This window comes from Gordonia liuliyuniae (genome assembly GCF_021739025.1).
Taxonomy (GTDB): domain Bacteria; phylum Actinomycetota; class Actinomycetes; order Mycobacteriales; family Mycobacteriaceae; genus Gordonia; species Gordonia liuliyuniae.
Genome location: NZ_JAKKOT010000008.1, coordinates 103,771 through 120,028, shown reverse-complemented (window position 1 = coordinate 120,028; position 16,258 = coordinate 103,771). Strand labels below are relative to the sequence as shown.

General features: G+C 66.2%; 17 protein-coding genes, 4 tRNA genes and 1 pseudogene. 6 read left to right on the top strand and 16 right to left on the bottom strand.

Going from position 1 to position 16,258, the window contains the following annotated elements; genetic code table 11:
* Positions 1 to 38 precede the first annotated feature (38 nt).
* The 9 genes from rplK to L5G28_RS17850 all read right to left on the bottom strand — a co-directional run bounded on the left by rplK (position 39) and on the right by L5G28_RS17850 (position 4,159).
* The gene (rplK, locus tag L5G28_RS17890; RefSeq protein ID WP_237002704.1) at positions 39 to 473 is read right to left on the bottom strand and encodes a 50S ribosomal protein L11; all 435 of its coding nucleotides are present in this window, start codon (positions 471 to 473) and stop codon (positions 39 to 41) included.
* 78 nt (positions 474 to 551) lie between these two features.
* Entirely contained in the window at positions 552 to 1,406 is an 855-nt protein-coding gene (gene nusG / locus L5G28_RS17885) for a transcription termination/antitermination protein NusG (protein ID WP_237002703.1), read from the bottom strand.
* A gap of 86 nt (positions 1,407 to 1,492) precedes the next feature.
* Positions 1,493 to 1,858 carry a preprotein translocase subunit SecE gene (gene secE, locus L5G28_RS17880; protein WP_237002702.1) on the bottom strand — a complete coding sequence of 122 codons (366 nt, stop codon included), beginning with the start codon at positions 1,856 to 1,858 and terminating at the stop codon, positions 1,493 to 1,495.
* A 38-nt stretch (positions 1,859 to 1,896) separates the two neighbouring features.
* Positions 1,897 to 1,969: transfer RNA gene (locus L5G28_RS17875), tRNA-Trp, on the bottom strand.
* A 187-nt stretch (positions 1,970 to 2,156) separates the two neighbouring features.
* Positions 2,157 to 3,245: a fused (3R)-hydroxyacyl-ACP dehydratase subunits HadA/HadB gene (locus L5G28_RS17870; protein ID WP_237002701.1), complete on the bottom strand. Its 1,089-nt coding sequence runs from the start codon at positions 3,243 to 3,245 to the stop codon at positions 2,157 to 2,159.
* Between the two features lie 272 nt (positions 3,246 to 3,517).
* On the bottom strand, positions 3,518 to 3,685 hold the full coding sequence (gene rpmG / locus L5G28_RS17865) for a 50S ribosomal protein L33 (RefSeq protein WP_183369950.1): 168 nt from the start codon (positions 3,683 to 3,685) through the stop codon (positions 3,518 to 3,520).
* An 86-nt stretch (positions 3,686 to 3,771) separates the two neighbouring features.
* Positions 3,772 to 3,845, bottom strand: a tRNA-Met gene (locus L5G28_RS17860).
* A gap of 37 nt (positions 3,846 to 3,882) precedes the next feature.
* A tRNA-Thr gene (locus L5G28_RS17855) sits at positions 3,883 to 3,955 on the bottom strand.
* 123 nt (positions 3,956 to 4,078) lie between these two features.
* A tRNA-Tyr gene (locus L5G28_RS17850) sits at positions 4,079 to 4,159 on the bottom strand.
* A 129-nt stretch (positions 4,160 to 4,288) separates the two neighbouring features.
* Here L5G28_RS17850 and L5G28_RS17845 point away from each other — a divergent pair.
* Positions 4,289 to 4,780: a YajQ family cyclic di-GMP-binding protein gene (locus L5G28_RS17845; protein WP_237002700.1), complete on the top strand. Its 492-nt coding sequence runs from the start codon at positions 4,289 to 4,291 to the stop codon at positions 4,778 to 4,780.
* Positions 4,781 to 4,939: 159 nt separating this feature from the next.
* Here the strand turns inward: L5G28_RS17845 and htpX are convergent, their stop codons facing one another.
* Positions 4,940 to 5,803, bottom strand: coding sequence for a zinc metalloprotease HtpX (gene htpX / locus L5G28_RS17840; RefSeq protein WP_237002699.1), 864 nt, complete (start codon positions 5,801 to 5,803; stop codon positions 4,940 to 4,942).
* 86 nt (positions 5,804 to 5,889) lie between these two features.
* Complete coding sequence (locus L5G28_RS17835; protein WP_237002698.1) at positions 5,890 to 6,906, bottom strand: polyprenyl synthetase family protein; 1,017 nt, start codon at positions 6,904 to 6,906, stop codon at positions 5,890 to 5,892.
* A gap of 143 nt (positions 6,907 to 7,049) precedes the next feature.
* On the opposite strand from L5G28_RS17835, the gene L5G28_RS17830 reads away from it, so the two are divergent.
* A complete protein-coding gene (locus L5G28_RS17830; RefSeq protein ID WP_237002795.1) occupies positions 7,050 to 8,279 on the top strand; it encodes a geranylgeranyl reductase family protein in 1,230 nt (409 codons plus the stop codon).
* A gap of 27 nt (positions 8,280 to 8,306) precedes the next feature.
* Here the strand turns inward: L5G28_RS17830 and L5G28_RS17825 are convergent, their stop codons facing one another.
* From L5G28_RS17825 to menD, 3 genes are read right to left on the bottom strand one after another with little or no spacing between them, the layout of a single operon-like run.
* A complete protein-coding gene (locus L5G28_RS17825) occupies positions 8,307 to 8,999 on the bottom strand; it encodes a demethylmenaquinone methyltransferase (RefSeq protein ID WP_237002697.1) in 693 nt (230 codons plus the stop codon).
* A gap of 9 nt (positions 9,000 to 9,008) precedes the next feature.
* On the bottom strand, positions 9,009 to 9,437 hold the full coding sequence (locus tag L5G28_RS17820) for a DUF3592 domain-containing protein (RefSeq protein ID WP_237002696.1): 429 nt from the start codon (positions 9,435 to 9,437) through the stop codon (positions 9,009 to 9,011).
* 11 nt (positions 9,438 to 9,448) lie between these two features.
* A complete protein-coding gene (gene menD, locus L5G28_RS17815) occupies positions 9,449 to 11,119 on the bottom strand; it encodes a 2-succinyl-5-enolpyruvyl-6-hydroxy-3-cyclohexene-1-carboxylic-acid synthase (RefSeq protein WP_237002695.1) in 1,671 nt (556 codons plus the stop codon).
* Positions 11,120 to 11,156: 37 nt separating this feature from the next.
* Here menD and L5G28_RS17810 point away from each other — a divergent pair, with 37 nt between their 5' ends.
* The 3 genes and pseudogenes from L5G28_RS17810 to L5G28_RS17800 form a co-directional block, all read left to right on the top strand.
* On the top strand, positions 11,157 to 11,777 hold the full coding sequence (locus L5G28_RS17810; protein ID WP_237002694.1) for a class I SAM-dependent methyltransferase: 621 nt from the start codon (positions 11,157 to 11,159) through the stop codon (positions 11,775 to 11,777).
* 67 nt (positions 11,778 to 11,844) lie between these two features.
* Positions 11,845 to 13,095: a saccharopine dehydrogenase family protein gene (locus L5G28_RS17805; RefSeq protein WP_237002693.1), complete on the top strand. Its 1,251-nt coding sequence runs from the start codon at positions 11,845 to 11,847 to the stop codon at positions 13,093 to 13,095.
* Between the two features lie 52 nt (positions 13,096 to 13,147).
* A pseudogene (locus L5G28_RS17800) lies at positions 13,148 to 13,276 on the top strand (sugar O-acetyltransferase); the annotation flags it as partial.
* Between the two features lie 43 nt (positions 13,277 to 13,319).
* On the opposite strand, the gene L5G28_RS17795 reads toward L5G28_RS17800, so the two are convergent.
* Positions 13,320 to 13,976, bottom strand: a complete 657-nt coding sequence (locus tag L5G28_RS17795; protein ID WP_237002692.1) for a PaaI family thioesterase — start codon at positions 13,974 to 13,976, stop codon at positions 13,320 to 13,322.
* Between the two features lie 73 nt (positions 13,977 to 14,049).
* On the opposite strand from L5G28_RS17795, the gene L5G28_RS17790 reads away from it, so the two are divergent.
* Positions 14,050 to 15,006, top strand: a complete 957-nt coding sequence (locus L5G28_RS17790; RefSeq protein WP_237002691.1) for a 1,4-dihydroxy-2-naphthoyl-CoA synthase — start codon at positions 14,050 to 14,052, stop codon at positions 15,004 to 15,006.
* A gap of 93 nt (positions 15,007 to 15,099) precedes the next feature.
* Here the strand turns inward: L5G28_RS17790 and L5G28_RS17785 are convergent, their stop codons facing one another.
* Positions 15,100 to 16,152: an LLM class F420-dependent oxidoreductase gene (locus L5G28_RS17785; protein WP_372476920.1), complete on the bottom strand. Its 1,053-nt coding sequence runs from the start codon at positions 16,150 to 16,152 to the stop codon at positions 15,100 to 15,102.
* Positions 16,153 to 16,258: the final 106 nt, after the last annotated feature.

Genomic DNA, 16,258 nt, shown 5'->3' with positions numbered 1-16,258 from the left:
ACTGGTTCTCTGCCCTGACGGCAGAGGTGTCGGCGGGATCAGCCTTCGACGGTGATGCCCATCGAACGCGCGGTGCCCGCGATGATCTTCGCTGCGGCGTCGACGTCGTTGGCGTTCAGGTCTTCGGCCTTGGTCTTGGCGATCTCGCGGACCTGGTCCATCGAGACCTTGCCGACCTTGTTCGTGTGCGGAACACCCGAACCCTTCTGGAGGCCTGCGGCCTTCAGGAGCAGCTTGGCTGCCGGCGGGGTCTTCAGCTTGAAGTCGAACGAGCGGTCTTCGTACACGAAGATCTCGACCGGGATCACGTTTCCACGCTGGTTCTCGGTCGCGGCGTTGTACGCCTTGCAGAACTCCATGATGTTGACGCCGTGCTGGCCGAGCGCCGGACCCACGGGCGGAGCCGGGTTGGCCTGGCCCGCCTGGATCTGGAGCTTGATGATCCCGGAGATCTTCTTCTTCTTGGGAGGCATATCCTCTAGTCCTTTTTCCTACAGATCCGCGCACGCTGGATACGCGGAAGTCTCTTCATCGCATTCGGTGGAAGGCCGTCAGATCTTCTCGACCTGGTTGAAACCGAGTTCGACCGGCGTTTCGCGGCCGAAGATCGACACCAGGACCTTCACCTTGCGCTGTTCTGTGTTCACCTCGCTGATCGAGGCCGGGAGAGTCGCGAACGGTCCGTCCATGACAGTCACCGACTCGCCGACCTCGAAGTCGACCTCGACGAGGTTCGACGCGGCTGCCGCGGCTTCCTCGACGCTCTCGCCCGCATCCGCTGCCGCCTTCGCGGCCTGAGCCTTGCGCACTTCGGCGCGCGGCATCAGGAACTGAAGGACTTCCTTCAGGGACAGCGGCGACGGACGGGAAGTCATGCCGACGAACCCGGTGACGCCCGGGGTGTTGCGGACGGCGCTCCACGAGTCGTCGTTCAGTTCCATGCGCACCAGGATGTAGCCCGGCAGCACCTTGCGGTTGACCTTCTTCTGCTGGCCGTTCTTGATCTCGGTGACCTCTTCGGTCGGCACTTCGACCTGGAAGATGTAGTCGCCGACGTCGAGGTTCTGGACGCGGGTCTCGAGGTTGGTCTTCACCTTGTTCTCGTACCCGGCGTACGAGTGGATGACGTACCAGTCACCCGGCTGGCGGCGCAGCTGCGCCTTGAATTCGGCGACCGGGTCGACTTCGACCTCAGGATCAGCGGGCTCAGGCTCGGCGACTTCAGGCTCTGCCGCTTCGGCTTCTGGGGCCTCACCTGCGTCGGCTGTCGTGTCAGCAGCCTCCGGTGCGGCATCGGCGACGGGCTCGGCACCTGCAGCGTCGACCGTGGTCTCCGTCTGCACAGCATCGTCGGGCATCGCATCGCCGGCCTCCGGCGATTCGATTTCGTTCTCCGGGGTGCTCACTGCGCCCAACTCCTTCATTCTCAGACCGGGCCGAAAAGGCCCGCTAGTTCTCCGGGAGGTCCACCCCGCAGCGTGTGGTCCGACCGTCAGCCGAACACCTGCAACATCAGCTTCGCGAAACCGATGTCCAAGCCCGCGATGATCGCGGTGAGGACCACGAGAAACGCGAGCACTGCGATCGTGTAGTTGACCATGTCGTTGCGCGTCGGCCACACGACCTTGCGCATCTCGCTGACGACCTGCTTGAGGAACACCCAGATGCGGACTAACGGGTTTCGGCTGGTCGATGGCGCGGCTTCCGCGGCGCGCGACTTGGTCGCGACTGCGGTGCCGCTGTCGGCCCGACGACCACGCGTTGAGCGTTTGCCGCTCGGACGCAGTTCATCGGCCCGGATGTCGTCGACCTCGATCGAGTCGTCGACGTCGCCGGCCTTGCGATCCCGCTTGGCCACCTTCTCACCGATCCCTTCGTATGCATTCTGCCCGAGGGCAGGGGCGACAGGACTTGAACCTGCAACCTGCGGTTTTGGAGACCGCTGCTCTGCCAGTTGAGCTACGCCCCTTTGTACCGGATGCGCATCCGGTACCGTCCAGCGCTTAACAACACCAACGCGCCACCCTTTGGGCAGCGCGCAAGTCTAAAGAGCATCAGACTCAACTAGTGTAGAGCACGTCGGCGGTCGGACCCAACTTCGCCCGGTAACACCAGGTGAAGACGGGCACGCGCTGCGCGCTCGTCTTCGATCGCAGTCACGCGAATTGCACATGGGCCTGCGCGCGGCCGAAAATCTTGCGATCGCCTTGTTTGGCGACGAGTGCGATCACACCGCGCCGGGTCACCGGGTCGAGCGATTTGACCTTCCCGGTGAAATCGATCTCCGCATAGCCGACGGCGGGGACGTAGACGGGACTGGTGAATCGCACGTTGTATTCGTAGACGGCCGCCGGATCCCCGACGAAGTCGCTGATCACGCTCGCGCCGATGCCCATCGTCTGCATGCCGTGTGCCACCATGCCGTCCAGGCCCGCCGACGTCGCGACCTCGGGCGAGAAGTGGATCGGGTTCGGGTCGCCAGCAACGCCCGCGAAGTTCACCAGATTGCCCAGCGTCAGCTTCTTCGTGACCGCAGGCAACGACTGGCCGACCTCGAGCGAATCGAAGTCGATCGCCCCATACGGCTTCGGTTCGACGGACGGATCAGGATCGTTGTAGCGCTCGAACGGCCCGAAGACCGTCTGCGCACTCTGCGGCTCACGGTCGATCGTCATCATCACGTGCTCGAGCTTGTCCAGGACGTCCGGGTCGACGTCGACCGACGGCCGAGCGACAAGCGAGGTGAATGTCGTCAACACCGGCTCGTGATGCTGGTTCCAGACGATGTTCTTCGTCACCATCATGTCGGTGCCCATCGACTGCCGGAACGATTCGAGGGAGACGTCGCAGACCAGTCGGTCGCCCACCTTGACCGGCTGGTGGAAGATCAACCGCTGGTCGCTCTGCATCACCTGCCACACGTCGTATCCGGTGACGACGTCCTCGAAGAGGCGACGCTGCGCGATGATCCCGAGAACCGAGATGTACGTCGGCGCCGCAATCAGTGTGTCGTGGCCGAGACGGGCGGCGACGTTCTCATCCCAGTGGGCCGGGTGATCGGATTGGACGGCCCGCGCATGTTTACGGACCTCTTCTCGTCCCACCTCATAGAAGTCGTCGACCGTGTAGTTGTAGCCGACCATCGCCCTGGTGTGTTCGGCGATCTCCTCCGGCGTCATCTTCTCCCCGGACTTCAGTTTTGCGATCCGCGCCAGGATCTCTGGGTCATCGATCTGATCTGTCATCGCCCACACACTCCTCACACGGCACCCGTCGTGGGCCGCTGTCCACGCCAGCCGGCAGGGCTGTGCCGACTGAACTTCCCTCTTCTCTTGTTCGTTCCGTCGCACGCGGTGTCCACATGAACCGACACCTGATCGTTACACACGGGTGGCACACGATCGTTACACATCGCGGTCGGCATCACGTCCGGACACGACGAAAGCGGGCCACCTCGCGTGAGGTGGCCCGCTTTCGAAAGTGTTAAGTCTCCTGCACGCGCGAAGCGCGGCTCAGGTCAGCGCGACTCTTTGTGCGCCTGGTGAGTTCCGCAGTTCGGGCAGAACTTCTTCAGCTCGAGGCGGTCAGGGTTGTTACGCCGATTCTTCTTGGTGATGTAGTTACGGTGCTTGCACACCTCGCATGCCAAGGTGATCTTCGGCCGGACATCGGTTGAGGAAGCCACTTTGTTTGCCTACTTTCGCGTCTTGCAGTTGTCGGGCCGTATCGCGGCCCTGCCTCGGGCCGGGGCGTGCACCGGTGATCGATGTGTAGCGGTGGGGGGACTCGATCCCCCGACCTCACGATTATGAGTCGTGCGCTCTAACCAGCTGAGCTACACCGCCCTGTCGGTCCCGAAGCCGTACGGCCGCGAAACCAGCGAGCCCCCTGACGGAATCGAACCGTCGACCTTTTCCTTACCATGGAAACGCTCTACCGACTGAGCTAAGGGGGCGTACTTGACACCCGGCGACGTCACCGTCACCGTGTACTCAAGAGCCTCAACGAGGTTACACATACGGACACCGAGAAACCAAAACCGCTGGTCGTCGTAGATCTGTACGAGTTGACTCGTTTGTGGCAGATATAGGATTCGAACCTATGTAGCTTGCGCGACGGATTTACAATCCGCTCCCTTTGGCCGCTCGGGCAATCTGCCATTCGCCGCCCACTCCTCGGCGTCCACGCATGCGAGGAACACCCCGGTGAGGGCAACGGCGACTAGAATACAACGAACCTCCCACGTCCATGCAAATCTGCTGCTCAGACACCGTGTACTCTTCGGTGCATGGCTGATTCCTCATTCGACATCGTGAGCAAGGTCGACCGCCAGGAGGTCGACAACGCACTCAACCAGGCGGGCAAAGAACTGTCGCAGCGGTACGACTTCCGCGGCACCAACACCGGCATCGACTGGTCGGGCGAAGAGAAGATCGTGATCACCTCCGACGCCGAGGAGCGCGCCCTCGCCGCCCTCGAAGTATTCAAAGAGAAGCTGATCCGCCGCGACATCTCCCTCAAAGCGTTCGAAGCGGGCGAACCCGCAGCTTCTGGCAAGACGTTCAAGATCTCCGGCGAGATCGTCGAAGGCATCGATTCCGAGCACGCCAAGAAGATCTCCAAGAAGATTCGCGACGAAGGACCCAAGGGCGTCAAAGCGCAGATTCAGGGCGACGAGCTGCGCGTCTCGTCCAAGAAGCGCGACGATCTGCAGTCGGTGATCGCGTTGCTCAAGGGTGAAGATTTCGGGATTGCTCTGCAGTTCGTGAACTACCGGTAGATGTTTCGACGCCGGTAGGTGGGGCGAAATATCGTTCGTCGGCAGTCCTCGCTCCTCGCCTAGCGGCTCGTCGCTGCGGAGGGCTCCTCACGACATTTCGCCCCACCTAGCTCGTTGCGCTCTGCGTCACGAACTGCTGAGCCCGCACCCGTGAAGCGTTTACTGCCCCATCTTGCGGGCCATGTCCTGCAGTCTGGCGACGCGTTCCTCGGTCGGCGGGTGGGTGGAGAAGAAGCGGGACAGCTTCTCACCGGCCCGGAACGGGCTCTCGATCATCAGATGCGACTGGGTCGTCAGATCCGGTGTCGGCGGCAGCGGGGCCGACGCGATTCCGCCCGAGATCTTGTTCAAGGCGGATGCGAGTGCAAGTGGGTCGCCGGTGAGCTCGGCACCGGACTGGTCGGCCTGGAATTCACGCGAGCGCGAGACCGACATCTGGATGACCGCCGCGGCGACGGGGCCGAGGAGCGAGACGAGGATCATCGCGAACGGGCCCGGACCGTTGTCGCGGTTCCCGCCGAACATGCCCATCCACATCGCCATGTTCGCGAGCCCTGTGATGACCGCCGCCATCGCGCCCGCGATGGAGCTGATGAGGATGTCGCGGTTATAGACGTGCGAGAGCTCGTGGCCGAGCACGGCGCGCAGCTCACGTTCGGTGAGTAACTCCATGATCCCGGACGTGCAGCACACGGCGGCGTTCTTCGGGTTCCGCCCGGTCGCGAAGGCGTTCGGCGACTCCGTCGGACTGATGTACAGGGCGGGCATCGGTTGATGCGCCTGCGTCGCTAGTTCTCGAACGATCCGGTACAGGGCGGGCGCCTGGACCTCTGTCACCGGTTGCGCGTGCATCGCTTTGAGCGACAGCTTGGCACTGTTGAAATAGGCGTACGCGTTGGTGCCGACCGCGAGCAGCACAGCGACGATCAGGATCGTCTTGTTGCCGAATGCTGCCCCGATGCCGACGATGATCGCCGACATGGCGCCCATCAACGCAGCCGTCTTGAGCCCGTTGAAATGCACCGTGCCTCCTGTTTGCGTTCGAGGGTGTCTATCTACTCAACGCGAGGCGCAGACAATCAGTTCCAGACGGAAGTGATAGTCGCGTCTCAGCCGATGCGGTCGACCGTGTAGCGGACGAGCGAGGTGAACGCGTCGTTGGCGTCACCGGCCGGGAGAGTCGCGAGGAGTGCCGCGGACTCCTCGGACATCTCCTGCAGTTTCGCGCGCGCCGCGACCATGCCGTCCGACGCGACGAGCAGATGGAGCGCTTCGTCGACCTCGGCGTCGTCGGTGACCGCACGCGGTGTTCCCGTCGCCTGGTCGACGAGCAGCTCGGTCAGTCGAACCGCGTCGGGTCCGTCGCCTGCGAGGGCGTAGATGACGGGCAGTGTGTGGACGCCCTCGCGCAGATCAGTGCCCGGGGTCTTGCCGGAGTCGCCGGTCACCGAAGCGATGTCGATGATGTCGTCGGACACCTGGAACGCCGTTCCGATGATGTCGCCGAGGCGGGTCAGGGTCTTGATGCTGGCCTCGTCGGCGCCCGCCGTCATCGCGCCGAACCGTCCCGCGGCGGCGATCAACGAGCCGGTCTTCTCCCAGACCACACGCAGATAGTGGTCGACGGGGTCGGCTCCTCGCGCACCGACCGTCTCGCGCATCTGGCCGGTGACCAGCTCGGCGAACGTGTCGGCGATGATGCGGACGGCGTCGGGACCGAGCGTCGACACCAGATGCGACGCACGGGCGAACAGGAAGTCGCCTGCCAGGATCGCCACCGAGTTGGACCAGCGCGCGTTCGCGGACTGAGCTCCGCGACGGATCGGAGCCTCGTCCATGACGTCGTCGTGGTAGAGCGTCGCGAGGTGCGTCATCTCCAGGACGGTCGCCGACGTGATGACGTCGCGGTTCTCCGGTTCCGGGCCGAAGTGTGACGCCAGGATCGCGAACATGGGACGGAATCGTTTGCCGCCTGCCTTCGCAAGGTGCGTCGCGGCCTCGGTGAGGATCTCGTCGCCCGACGACAGTTCGGTGAGGAGCAGTTCTTCGACGTCGGCGAGCGAGGTCCGGACCTGTCCGGCGAACTCGCCTGTGCCGAGGTCCAATCCGGCGAATGTTGACTTCACTGGTGTTCGAGCCCCACTTCGTTCCGTTCCTGCCACCGCGGGTTCGGGCGGCGCTGCACACCAGCAGCCTAGCCGCTGACGGCGGACGACATACTGGTCGGGTGACGACCGTACCGACCGCCGACGACAATCCGTCTCCCGCGATGCCGGACAGCACCGACTTGCTGGTGGTCGGCGCCGGCCCGGCAGGCGCCGCCGCCGCCGCGCACGCCGCTCGCCGAGGCATGGACGTCGTCCTGCTCGACGCGGCCGTGTTCCCGCGCGATAAGACGTGCGGCGACGGCCTGACACCACGCGCCCATTCGGCGATGAACGCGCTCGGGATGGGCGAGTTCCTGGCCGACCGTCCCCGCATCCGCGGACTCGAACTGAACGGGTGGGGTGCACGCCAGCAGGTGGCGTGGCCGTCGTCGCCGTTCGGCGAGGTCGGAACCGCGGTGTCCCGGATGGAACTCGACGACGCCATCCGCCGCTTCGCCGTCGATCACGGGGCCCGCATGGTGCAGGGCACCAAGGCGATCGGCGTCCAGGTGACGGGAGGCCGGATCGAGTCGGTGACGCTCGCGTGTGGCGGTGCACGATCGCAGATATCGGTGCAGAACGTGATCGTCGCGGACGGCGTCCGGTCCGGCCTCGGCAAATCCCTGGGGCGGCAGTGGCATCGGGAGACGGCGTACGGCGTCGCGGCGCGCTCGTATGCGTTCTCGGAGCGGTCGGACGCCGAGTGGATGGGATCGCATCTGGAGTTGCGGGGCCCCGACGACGAACTGCTGCCGGGGTACGGCTGGGTGTTCCCGCTGGGCGACGGACTCGTGAACGTCGGCGTCGGCGCGTTGGCTACGGCGAAGCGCCCCGCGTCCCTGGCGCTACGCCCGGTGTTGGAGCACTACGCCCGCATGGTCGGCGACGAATGGGCGCTGACGGCGCCGCCCGAACGCATCACGTCAGCGCTGCTGCCGATGGGCGGCGCGGTCTCGGGCGTCGCGGGCGCGAACTGGATGTTGATCGGCGACGCCGCCGCCTGCGTCAACCCGTTGAACGGCGAGGGCATCGACTACGCGTTGGAGACCGCGGAAGCCGCGGTCGCGATGCTCGACACCGCGAGCGATTTCTCCGCCGCGTGGCCGGCGCACCTACGCCGCGAGTACGGGGCGGTGTTCGCCGCGGCTCGTCGCGCGGCAGGACTGTTGACGCTCCCTCAGACCGTGCCCGTGCTGGGTAGGCCCGGCATCCGATCGGCGACGCTGATGTCGACGGTGGTCCGCGTGATGGGCAACCTGCTGACGCCCGAGGACACCGACGTGATCGCCCGTGCATGGCGAACCGCCGGACGAACCGCGTCGAGAGTCGAGTCCCGGCCCCCGTTCACGTGAATCGAGCACGCTCGTGCCTCGAGTGCATCAGGGGCGGCGCGCGTGGTGGATGGCCGCAATTCCACCGGTCTGGTTGGTCCACCCCACGTCCGCGAAGCCTGCGGCGTTCAGCTTGGCCGCCAACCGTTCCTGGTCGGGCCATTCCCGGATCGACTCGGCGAGGTACACGTAGGCGGCTGGATTGGACGACACCTTCGTCGCGACGGCGGGGAGCGCCTTCATCAGGTACTCCATGTAGACGGTGCGGAACGGCCGCCACGTCGGCGTGGAGAACTCGCACACCGCGAGGCGCCCACCGGGTTTGAGAACACGCCGCAGTTCGCGCAACGCGAGGTCGACGTCGTTGACGTTGCGGAGCCCGAACGAGATCGTCGCGGCGTCGAACGACTCGTCGGCGAACGGAAGATGGAGTGCGTCGGCGGCGACTTTGGGCATGTCGCGGCGAGCATTCGCCCGAAGCATCCCGAGGGAGAAGTCGGCGGCGACACAGGTGGCCCCGGACATTCGGAGCTCTTCGGTGGAGACCGCAGTGCCCGCGGCGAGGTCGAGGACGACGTCGCGGGGGCGGAGGCGGAGCGCCTTGCGCGTGTTACGCCGCCAGAGCCGGTCCTGGCCGAACGAGAGGACCGTGTTGGTGATGTCGTAGCGTTTGGCGACGCCGTCGAACATCTCGGCGACTTCGGACGGCTTCTTGTCCAGGCCTGCGCGGTCTCCACTCATGTGACGAGACTAGCTGCGGCGCGTTCGACGTCCTACTTCGGCCACGGCCACCATGAGGACGATCACGACGATCCATCCGGCTCCGATGACCGAGAGCGCGGGTTTGATCGACAGCGACGCTCCGCGGCCCGCCGGGCGGGCGAGGGTGTCGGGATCCGACGCGTCGTAGTCGACGAGGATTCGTTGTCCCGTGGACAGCTGCGTCGGGTAGAGAAGGCCCAGTTTCGGGTTGCGGAGCACCCCGTCGGGGGTGACGAAGTTGACGGCGGCGTGGAGTCGGTCAGCGGAGATGACCTCGGCGACTGCGGTGGCCTTGTTCGCGTCGATCTTGGCGTCGTTGCGGTGCGCGCCCGCGATGATGACCACACCGATCAACGTCACGATGACGCCGAGCGCGGCGAGCGCGAGCTGCACACGTCGTTGCACGGTGGTCGTCATGGGATACGAGGTTACCGGCCAGTCGGGTCGAGTCGTGCGGCGATCCGGTCGTGGAGGGAGCGGAGGCCGCCGCGGCTGGTGGAGACCTCGACGACTTCGATGCCGCCTTCGGGCTCCGGTTCGGCGAGGACTCCGGGCAGGCCCGCGAGGTCGGTGCGGCGGTGCCCGATGTGGAATCCGGCGCACAGTGCGGCGAGGTCGGTGCGGTGCGGGGTGCCGAACACCCGCTCGTAGACGCCCGTGTAGTCGCCGGTGTCGAACCGCGGATCGCCCTGCTCGAGGAGGCTGAAGATGCCGCCGCCGTCGTCGTTCGCGACGACGATCCGCAAGTCGGTCGGGCGGGGTTCGGCCGGCCCGATGAGCAGGCCGGTGGCGTCGTGAACGAAGGTGAGGTCGCCCATGAGCGCAACGGTTCGTTGGCCGGGGCCCGCGGCGAGCGCAGCGCCGATCGCGGTGGCGTTGGTGCCGTCGATGCCTGCGACGCCCCGGTTCGACATGACCGCGACGCCGTCGGCCAGACGGCCCGCGAGGGCGATGTCGCGGACCGGGTTGGACGCTCCGACGACGAGCCGGTCACCGGACTGCATGGCCGATGCCACCGTCTGTGCCACGTGGAGTCCGGTCGTGGTGTCGGCGGCCGCCAGTTCGGCGTCGACCGCCGCGACGACGCGGGCGTGGACGGCCGCCGCCTCGTCGATCCACCCGGGACGCGACGCGGCGGTCGGCTCGGCGCGGGTGCCGGTGGCGCGGACGTTGCCCGAAACGTCGGGCCAGCGCGGACCGGTCGTGAGAGCGAACACGTCGACGGCCGGATCGGCGAGCAGTCGGGACACCGACCGGTGGAGGGTCGGCCGACCGCAGATGATCGCCTGTTGTGGTTTCAATTCGCGCAGGGCCAGCGGGTGCAGCGGGTTCTGCGGTGCGGGCGCGGTCGGCTCGGCGACGGTCGGGAGGTCGGCGAGTTCGGGGTGAACGCCCGCACCGTGTCCGGACACGACGACGGTGTCGCGGGATAGATCGATCTCGAGCGCGATGTCGAGCCGTCCGACGGGCGCGTCGGTCCAGGGTTCACCGTCCGGGCGGCCGGCGAACCTGCCGCCGACAAGATCGGCATCCGGGTCGTCCCCCATGTCGGGGACGAGGGGTTCGCGGAGCGGGATGTCGAACTGGACCGGTCCGGCGTTGCCGGTGCGAGCACCGCGCGCAGACGCGAGGACGCGGCCCACCGCCGACCGCCATTGCGAATTGGTGTCGAGGTCCTGTTCGGCGAGCCCGAGACTGATGGCGGCCCGCACCTGGGTGCCGAAGATCCCGAACTGTTCGATGGTCTGGTTGGCACCCGAGCCGAGGAGTTCGTACGGGCGGTTCGCGCTGACCACGACCAACGGGACGCGCGCATAGTTGGCTTCGAAGACTGCCGGGCTCATGTTGGCGACGGCGGTTCCGCTGGTCATCACGACGGGGACCGGCGTCGTCGATGCGACCGCGAGGCCGAGCGCCAGGAAACCTGCGGAACGCTCGTCGATTCGGACGTGCAGACGGAGTCGTCCTTGCTGGTGCGCAGCATGCAGGGCGAACGCGAGCGGTGCGTTGCGCGAGCCGGGACACAGGACGGCGTCTCGGACGCCGCAGCGGATCATCTCGTCGACGATCACGCGGGCCTGCAGTGTGGACGGATTCATGGCTGACACACTATGCGGCACGCTATAGCGTGCGTTCATGAGCTTCTACTCTGACCGAGTCCTGCCGAGGATCATCGCGCGCACCTGCGGAATGCCCGCGCTGCACACGCTGCGTGACCGCGTCTGCGCACCGCTGTCCGGGCGGGTCGTGGAGGTCGGATTCGGGTCGGGCTTCAACGTCGGGTCGTACCCGGCTGCGGTGACGGCGGTCGCTGCAGTCGAGCCGAGCGATACCGGCTGGCGGCTCGGCGAGGCCAGAGTCGCGGCGTCCACCGTGCCGATCGAGCGGACCGGACTCGACGGCACGCGTCTGCCGTTCGACGACGATTCGTTCGATTCGGCGTTGTCGACGTTCACGCTCTGCACCATTCCCGACCTCGGTGCGGCCCTCGCCGAGATGCGCCGCGTCGTCCGACCCGGCGGGGTGTTCGGTTTCCTCGAGCACGGGATCGCACCAGACGCGGCCGTGCGGAAGTGGCAGCGCAGGCTCGAGCCGTTCCAGCTGAAGCTCGGCGGCGGGTGCCACCTGACTCGTGATGTCACCGCCGAGATCACGGCCGCGGGCTTCGGTGTCGTCTCGGTGGACGCGTTCTACGCCGACCAGGCTCCGAAGCCGTTCGGCGCGTTCGTCCTGGGGTCCGCGCGGGTGCCCGGCTGAACGGCGATCTGACACACCGTCGTCTCACCTCTCCACAGCCACGCTCGTCCCGGCTACGCTCGACTCCATGAGTCGCGAATTCGACGTGGTCGTTTACGGAGCAACCGGTTTCGTCGGCGAACTGACCGCGAGACACCTGGCCCAGTACGCACCGGCGGACACGAAGATCGCTCTGGCCGGGCGGTCGGAGACCAAACTCGCGGCGGTCCGCCGCAGGCTCGGGGACAACGCGTCGGACTGGCCGTTGATCGTCGCCGACTCGGATTCGCCTGCGTCGCTCGACGCGATGTGCGCACGCACCCGCGTGGTGTGCACGACGGTCGGCCCGTACCTGCGGTACGGCGAGAACCTGGTGGTCGCTGCGGCGACCGCGGGCACGGACTACGTGGACCTCACCGGTGAGGTCCCGTTCGTGCGCTATTCGATCGACAAGGCCGACGAGACCGCTCGTGGCTCCGGCGCACGTATCGTGCACTCGTGCGGGTTCGACTCGGTCCCCTCCGATCTCGGCGCCTACCTCCTGCACCGGAAGATCGCGGAGGACGGCGCGGGCGAGATGACCGACACGACGATGGTGCTCGCGTCGATGCGCGGTGGCGCGTCCGGCGGCACTGTCGACTCGATCCGGGTGATCGCCGATCAGGCGAAGGACGCGCAGACTCGCCGCCTCCTGTTGAATCCGCAGGCACTGTCGGGCGGTCCGGGCGACACTCCGCGAGCCGGCATGAACTCCGAGCCGAGCGACATCTCCCCCGTCGACGCCCGAAAGGTCGACCCGTCGCTGAGGGGAACACTCGCTCCGTTCTTCATGGCGTCGTACAACACGCGGATCGTGCGACGCTCCAACGCGCTGCTCGACGGCGCCTACGGAGACGCGTTCCGCTACCAGGAGACGATGGCGGTTGGCGGCGTCCCGGGCATGTCCGCGTTGTTGGCGGGAGCGGTCTCGATCGGCACCGGCGCGTTCCTGGGTGCGATGAGCTTTCGCCCCACTCGCAAGATCCTCGACTACCTCCTCCCGAAGCCGGGCGACGGCCCCGCCGAGAAGTCGCGCGAAGCCGGGCATTTCGTCACCCAGACGTTCACCCGCACCACGACCGGACGTCGCTACCGGTCCCAGATGCGCGCACACGGCGACCCCGGCTACAAGGCCACCGCGGTCATGCTCGGCGAGAGTGCGCTCGCGCTCGCTCTGGACCGCGATTCACTTCCCGACCGCAGCGGCGTCCTGACTCCGGCTGCGGCGATGGGCGACGTACTCGCCGACCGTCTCCGCGCCGCCGGATTCGTCGTCGAAGCGCACGAGCTGCTCGACTGACGCGATGACTGACGTCGACGCCATGCTGTCGGGCGAGTGGTACCTCGACAGTGCGGGTGTGACGATCGGCCGCAACACAGTCGTCGGCGCGGGCAGCGTCGTCGTGCGCGACCTGCCCGACCACGTCGTGGCGGTGGGATCACCCGCGGCCCCCATCAGAGACCTGGATGTCGAGGGCTAGTCGCGACACTCGGCATTAGCGTCGCAACGCGGTTATCGGCGGGTCAGGGTTGGCCGGGCTTGAGTTCGATGAAGAGCGAATCGAGGTCCGCGCACAGCCGGTCGCCGTCGTGCAGGGTGCCTTTCACGAAGAGTTTGCGACCGTCGTGGCGGTCCACCCAGGTCTTCAGGACCAGTGGAGTGTTCAACGGGGTCAGCGACCGGTAGTTCACCGTGAGGTATGCGGTCCGCGCGACGCCGCCGGTCCGGAGCGCGGCCGCCATGCCGCCGAGATCGTCGAACGCGACGGCCACGTGTCCCCCGTGGGCGACGCCGTTGCCTCCGAGGTGGAAGTCTTCGAAGGTCACTTCGGCGTCGACACCGTCCGGGCCGCCGTCTTTGACCTCGTACGGCGGCAGGGTGATGTTGCCGCGCGACGGCAGGTCGATGCGTGTACCCGACGGAGTGGTCCATTCGTCGACGAGCATCGTGTCGAGCTTGGCGTTGAGTTTGTGGAGATCCTCGATGACCTCGTCGGCCAGTTCCGGAGTCGGGGACGCGTACCGGACCTTGCCCATGAAACTACGGACCTGTTCGATCATCTCTCCATAGCGGGGACCGCCGCGATCGGTCGTGATCTGGAGGTCTGCACGGAAACCACCTTCGTGCGGTGAGTCATCGGTCGCGGGAATGTCCCACTCGTGCTTGGAGGTCTCCGTCATCGTCCCACCGTATCCGCAGTTTGTCCGACGTCATCGCGCGCCCCGGTGATTGGCCGGCGATAGGCTCGTCGGTATGACTGCCCCGAATAGCGCCCCGTTCGACCCGACGCAGTGGAAGCCGGTGCACGGTTTCGACGATCTCACCGACATCACCTATCACCGTCATGTCGGCGAGAGCCGGGCCGACGGCATCGTGCGGATCGCGTTCGACCGCCCCGAAGTCCGCAACGCGTTCCGCCCGCACACGGTTGACGAGTTGTACCGGACGCTCGACCACGCGCGCCGCTCCCCCGACGTCGGCACCATCCTGTTGACCGGCAACGGCCCGTCGCCGAAGGACGGCGGGTGGGCGTTCTGCAGCGGCGGTGACCAGCGCATTCGCGGACGCAGCGGCTATCAGTATGCGACCAGCCACGATTCGAACGTCGACGCGGCGACCGTCGACGGTGTCGACGCCGCGCGTGTGAAGGCCGAAGGCGGACGCCTCCACATCCTCGAAGTGCAGCGCCTGATCCGCACAATGCCGAAGGTCGTCATCGCCGTCGTCAACGGATGGGCGGCAGGCGGCGGACACTCGCTGCACGCCGTGGCCGACTTGACTCTCGCCTCGCGAGAGCACGCCCGCTTCAAGCAAACCGACGCAGACGTTGGCAGCTTCGACGCCGGATACGGCAGCGCCTACCTCGCCAAACAGGTCGGTCAGAAGTTCGCGCGGGAGATCTTCTTCCTCGGCGAGGCGTACGACGCCGAGACCATGCACCGGATGGGTGCGGTGAACCGAGTCGTCGACCACGCCGACCTGGAGAACACCGCCATCGAATGGGGACGAAAGATCAACTCGAAGTCCCCGACCGCGCAGCGCATGCTCAAATACGCCTTCAACCTGGCCGACGACGGCCTGATGGGTCAGCAGGTGTTCGCAGGTGAGGCGACCCGTCTGGCGTACATGACCGACGAGGCCGTCGAAGGTCGCGACGCGTTCCTGGAGAAGCGCGATCCGAACTGGGACGACTACCCGTATTACTACTGAGCCCCCGTACTACTGGCGAAACCTACACCGCAGAACGCACACACCCGCCCATGCCCAGACCAAACGCCTGAGCGGTGTAGGTTTCGCGAACCGTCAGCCGATGATCTCAGCGAGGACGCGCATGTCCTCGACACGGTCGGCGTGCGTCGCGGCGGCCGGAGAGGCGAGGATGACGCCGACGTCGGCGCTGCGGAACGCTTCGACACGCTCTTGGACGTACGAACGCGGGCCGATGAGGCTCATCGCGCGGACCAGTTCGTCCGGGACTGCCGCGGCGGCTTCCTCCTTGCGTCCTTCTAGATACAGGTCCTGGATGGTCTTCGCCTCGTCGACGTAGCCGTAGCGCTGGACGAGCGAATTGTAGAAGTTCTTGCCGCGCGCGCCCATGCCGCCGATGTACAGCGCCGAATGGTGGCGGACCGCGTTCAACGCAGCCTCCGCCTTCTCCGCGTCGTCGGTGATCAGCGTCGACGTCTGGACGACGATCGACAGGTCACCCAACGACGGGTCGCGCTTGGCTCGGCCAGCCTCGAGCGCCGGACCGAACGCCGCGTCCACATACTCGGGGTGAAACAGGAACGGCTGGAACTCCTCGTAGAGCTCTGCCGCCAACTCGACGTTCTTGGGTCCGATCGCCGCAAGCAGCATCGGAATCCGTTCACGCACCGGATGGTTGATGATCTTGAGCGACTTGCCGAGCCCGGATCCACCGTCCTCCTCCGTCAACGGCAGTTGGTACGACTTACCGCGGTGCTCCACCTTCTCCCGGCGCCACACCTGGCGGCAGATGTCGACATGTTCGCGGGCCCGACCGAGCGGGTAGTCGTACTTGACGCCATGGAATCCCTCGATCACCTGCGGCCCGGATGCGCCGATGCCGAGAATGAAGCGGCCGCCGCTGATGTAGTCCATGCCGGCCGCCGTCATCGCCAAGTTGGTCGGCGTCCGCGAATACATCGGCAAGATGCCGGTCTGCAACTCCATCGTCTCGGTCCGGGCCGCGATGTATCCGAGCTGGCTGACGGCGTCGAAACTGTAGGCCTCGGGGACCGTCACCCGCCGAACGCCAACGGATTCGAAGTCGCGCAGGTTGTCGATCGTCTCGCGGAAGTCGCCTGCATAGTTGATAGGCATGCCCAGCTTCATCGTCATTCCGCGATTGTTCCACAACCTCGACGGCCCCGAACGTGACGCCCGTCGCACGTCATCGCCGCCGGTCACGTCGCCTCAGTTCACCTCCTCGACACCTTCC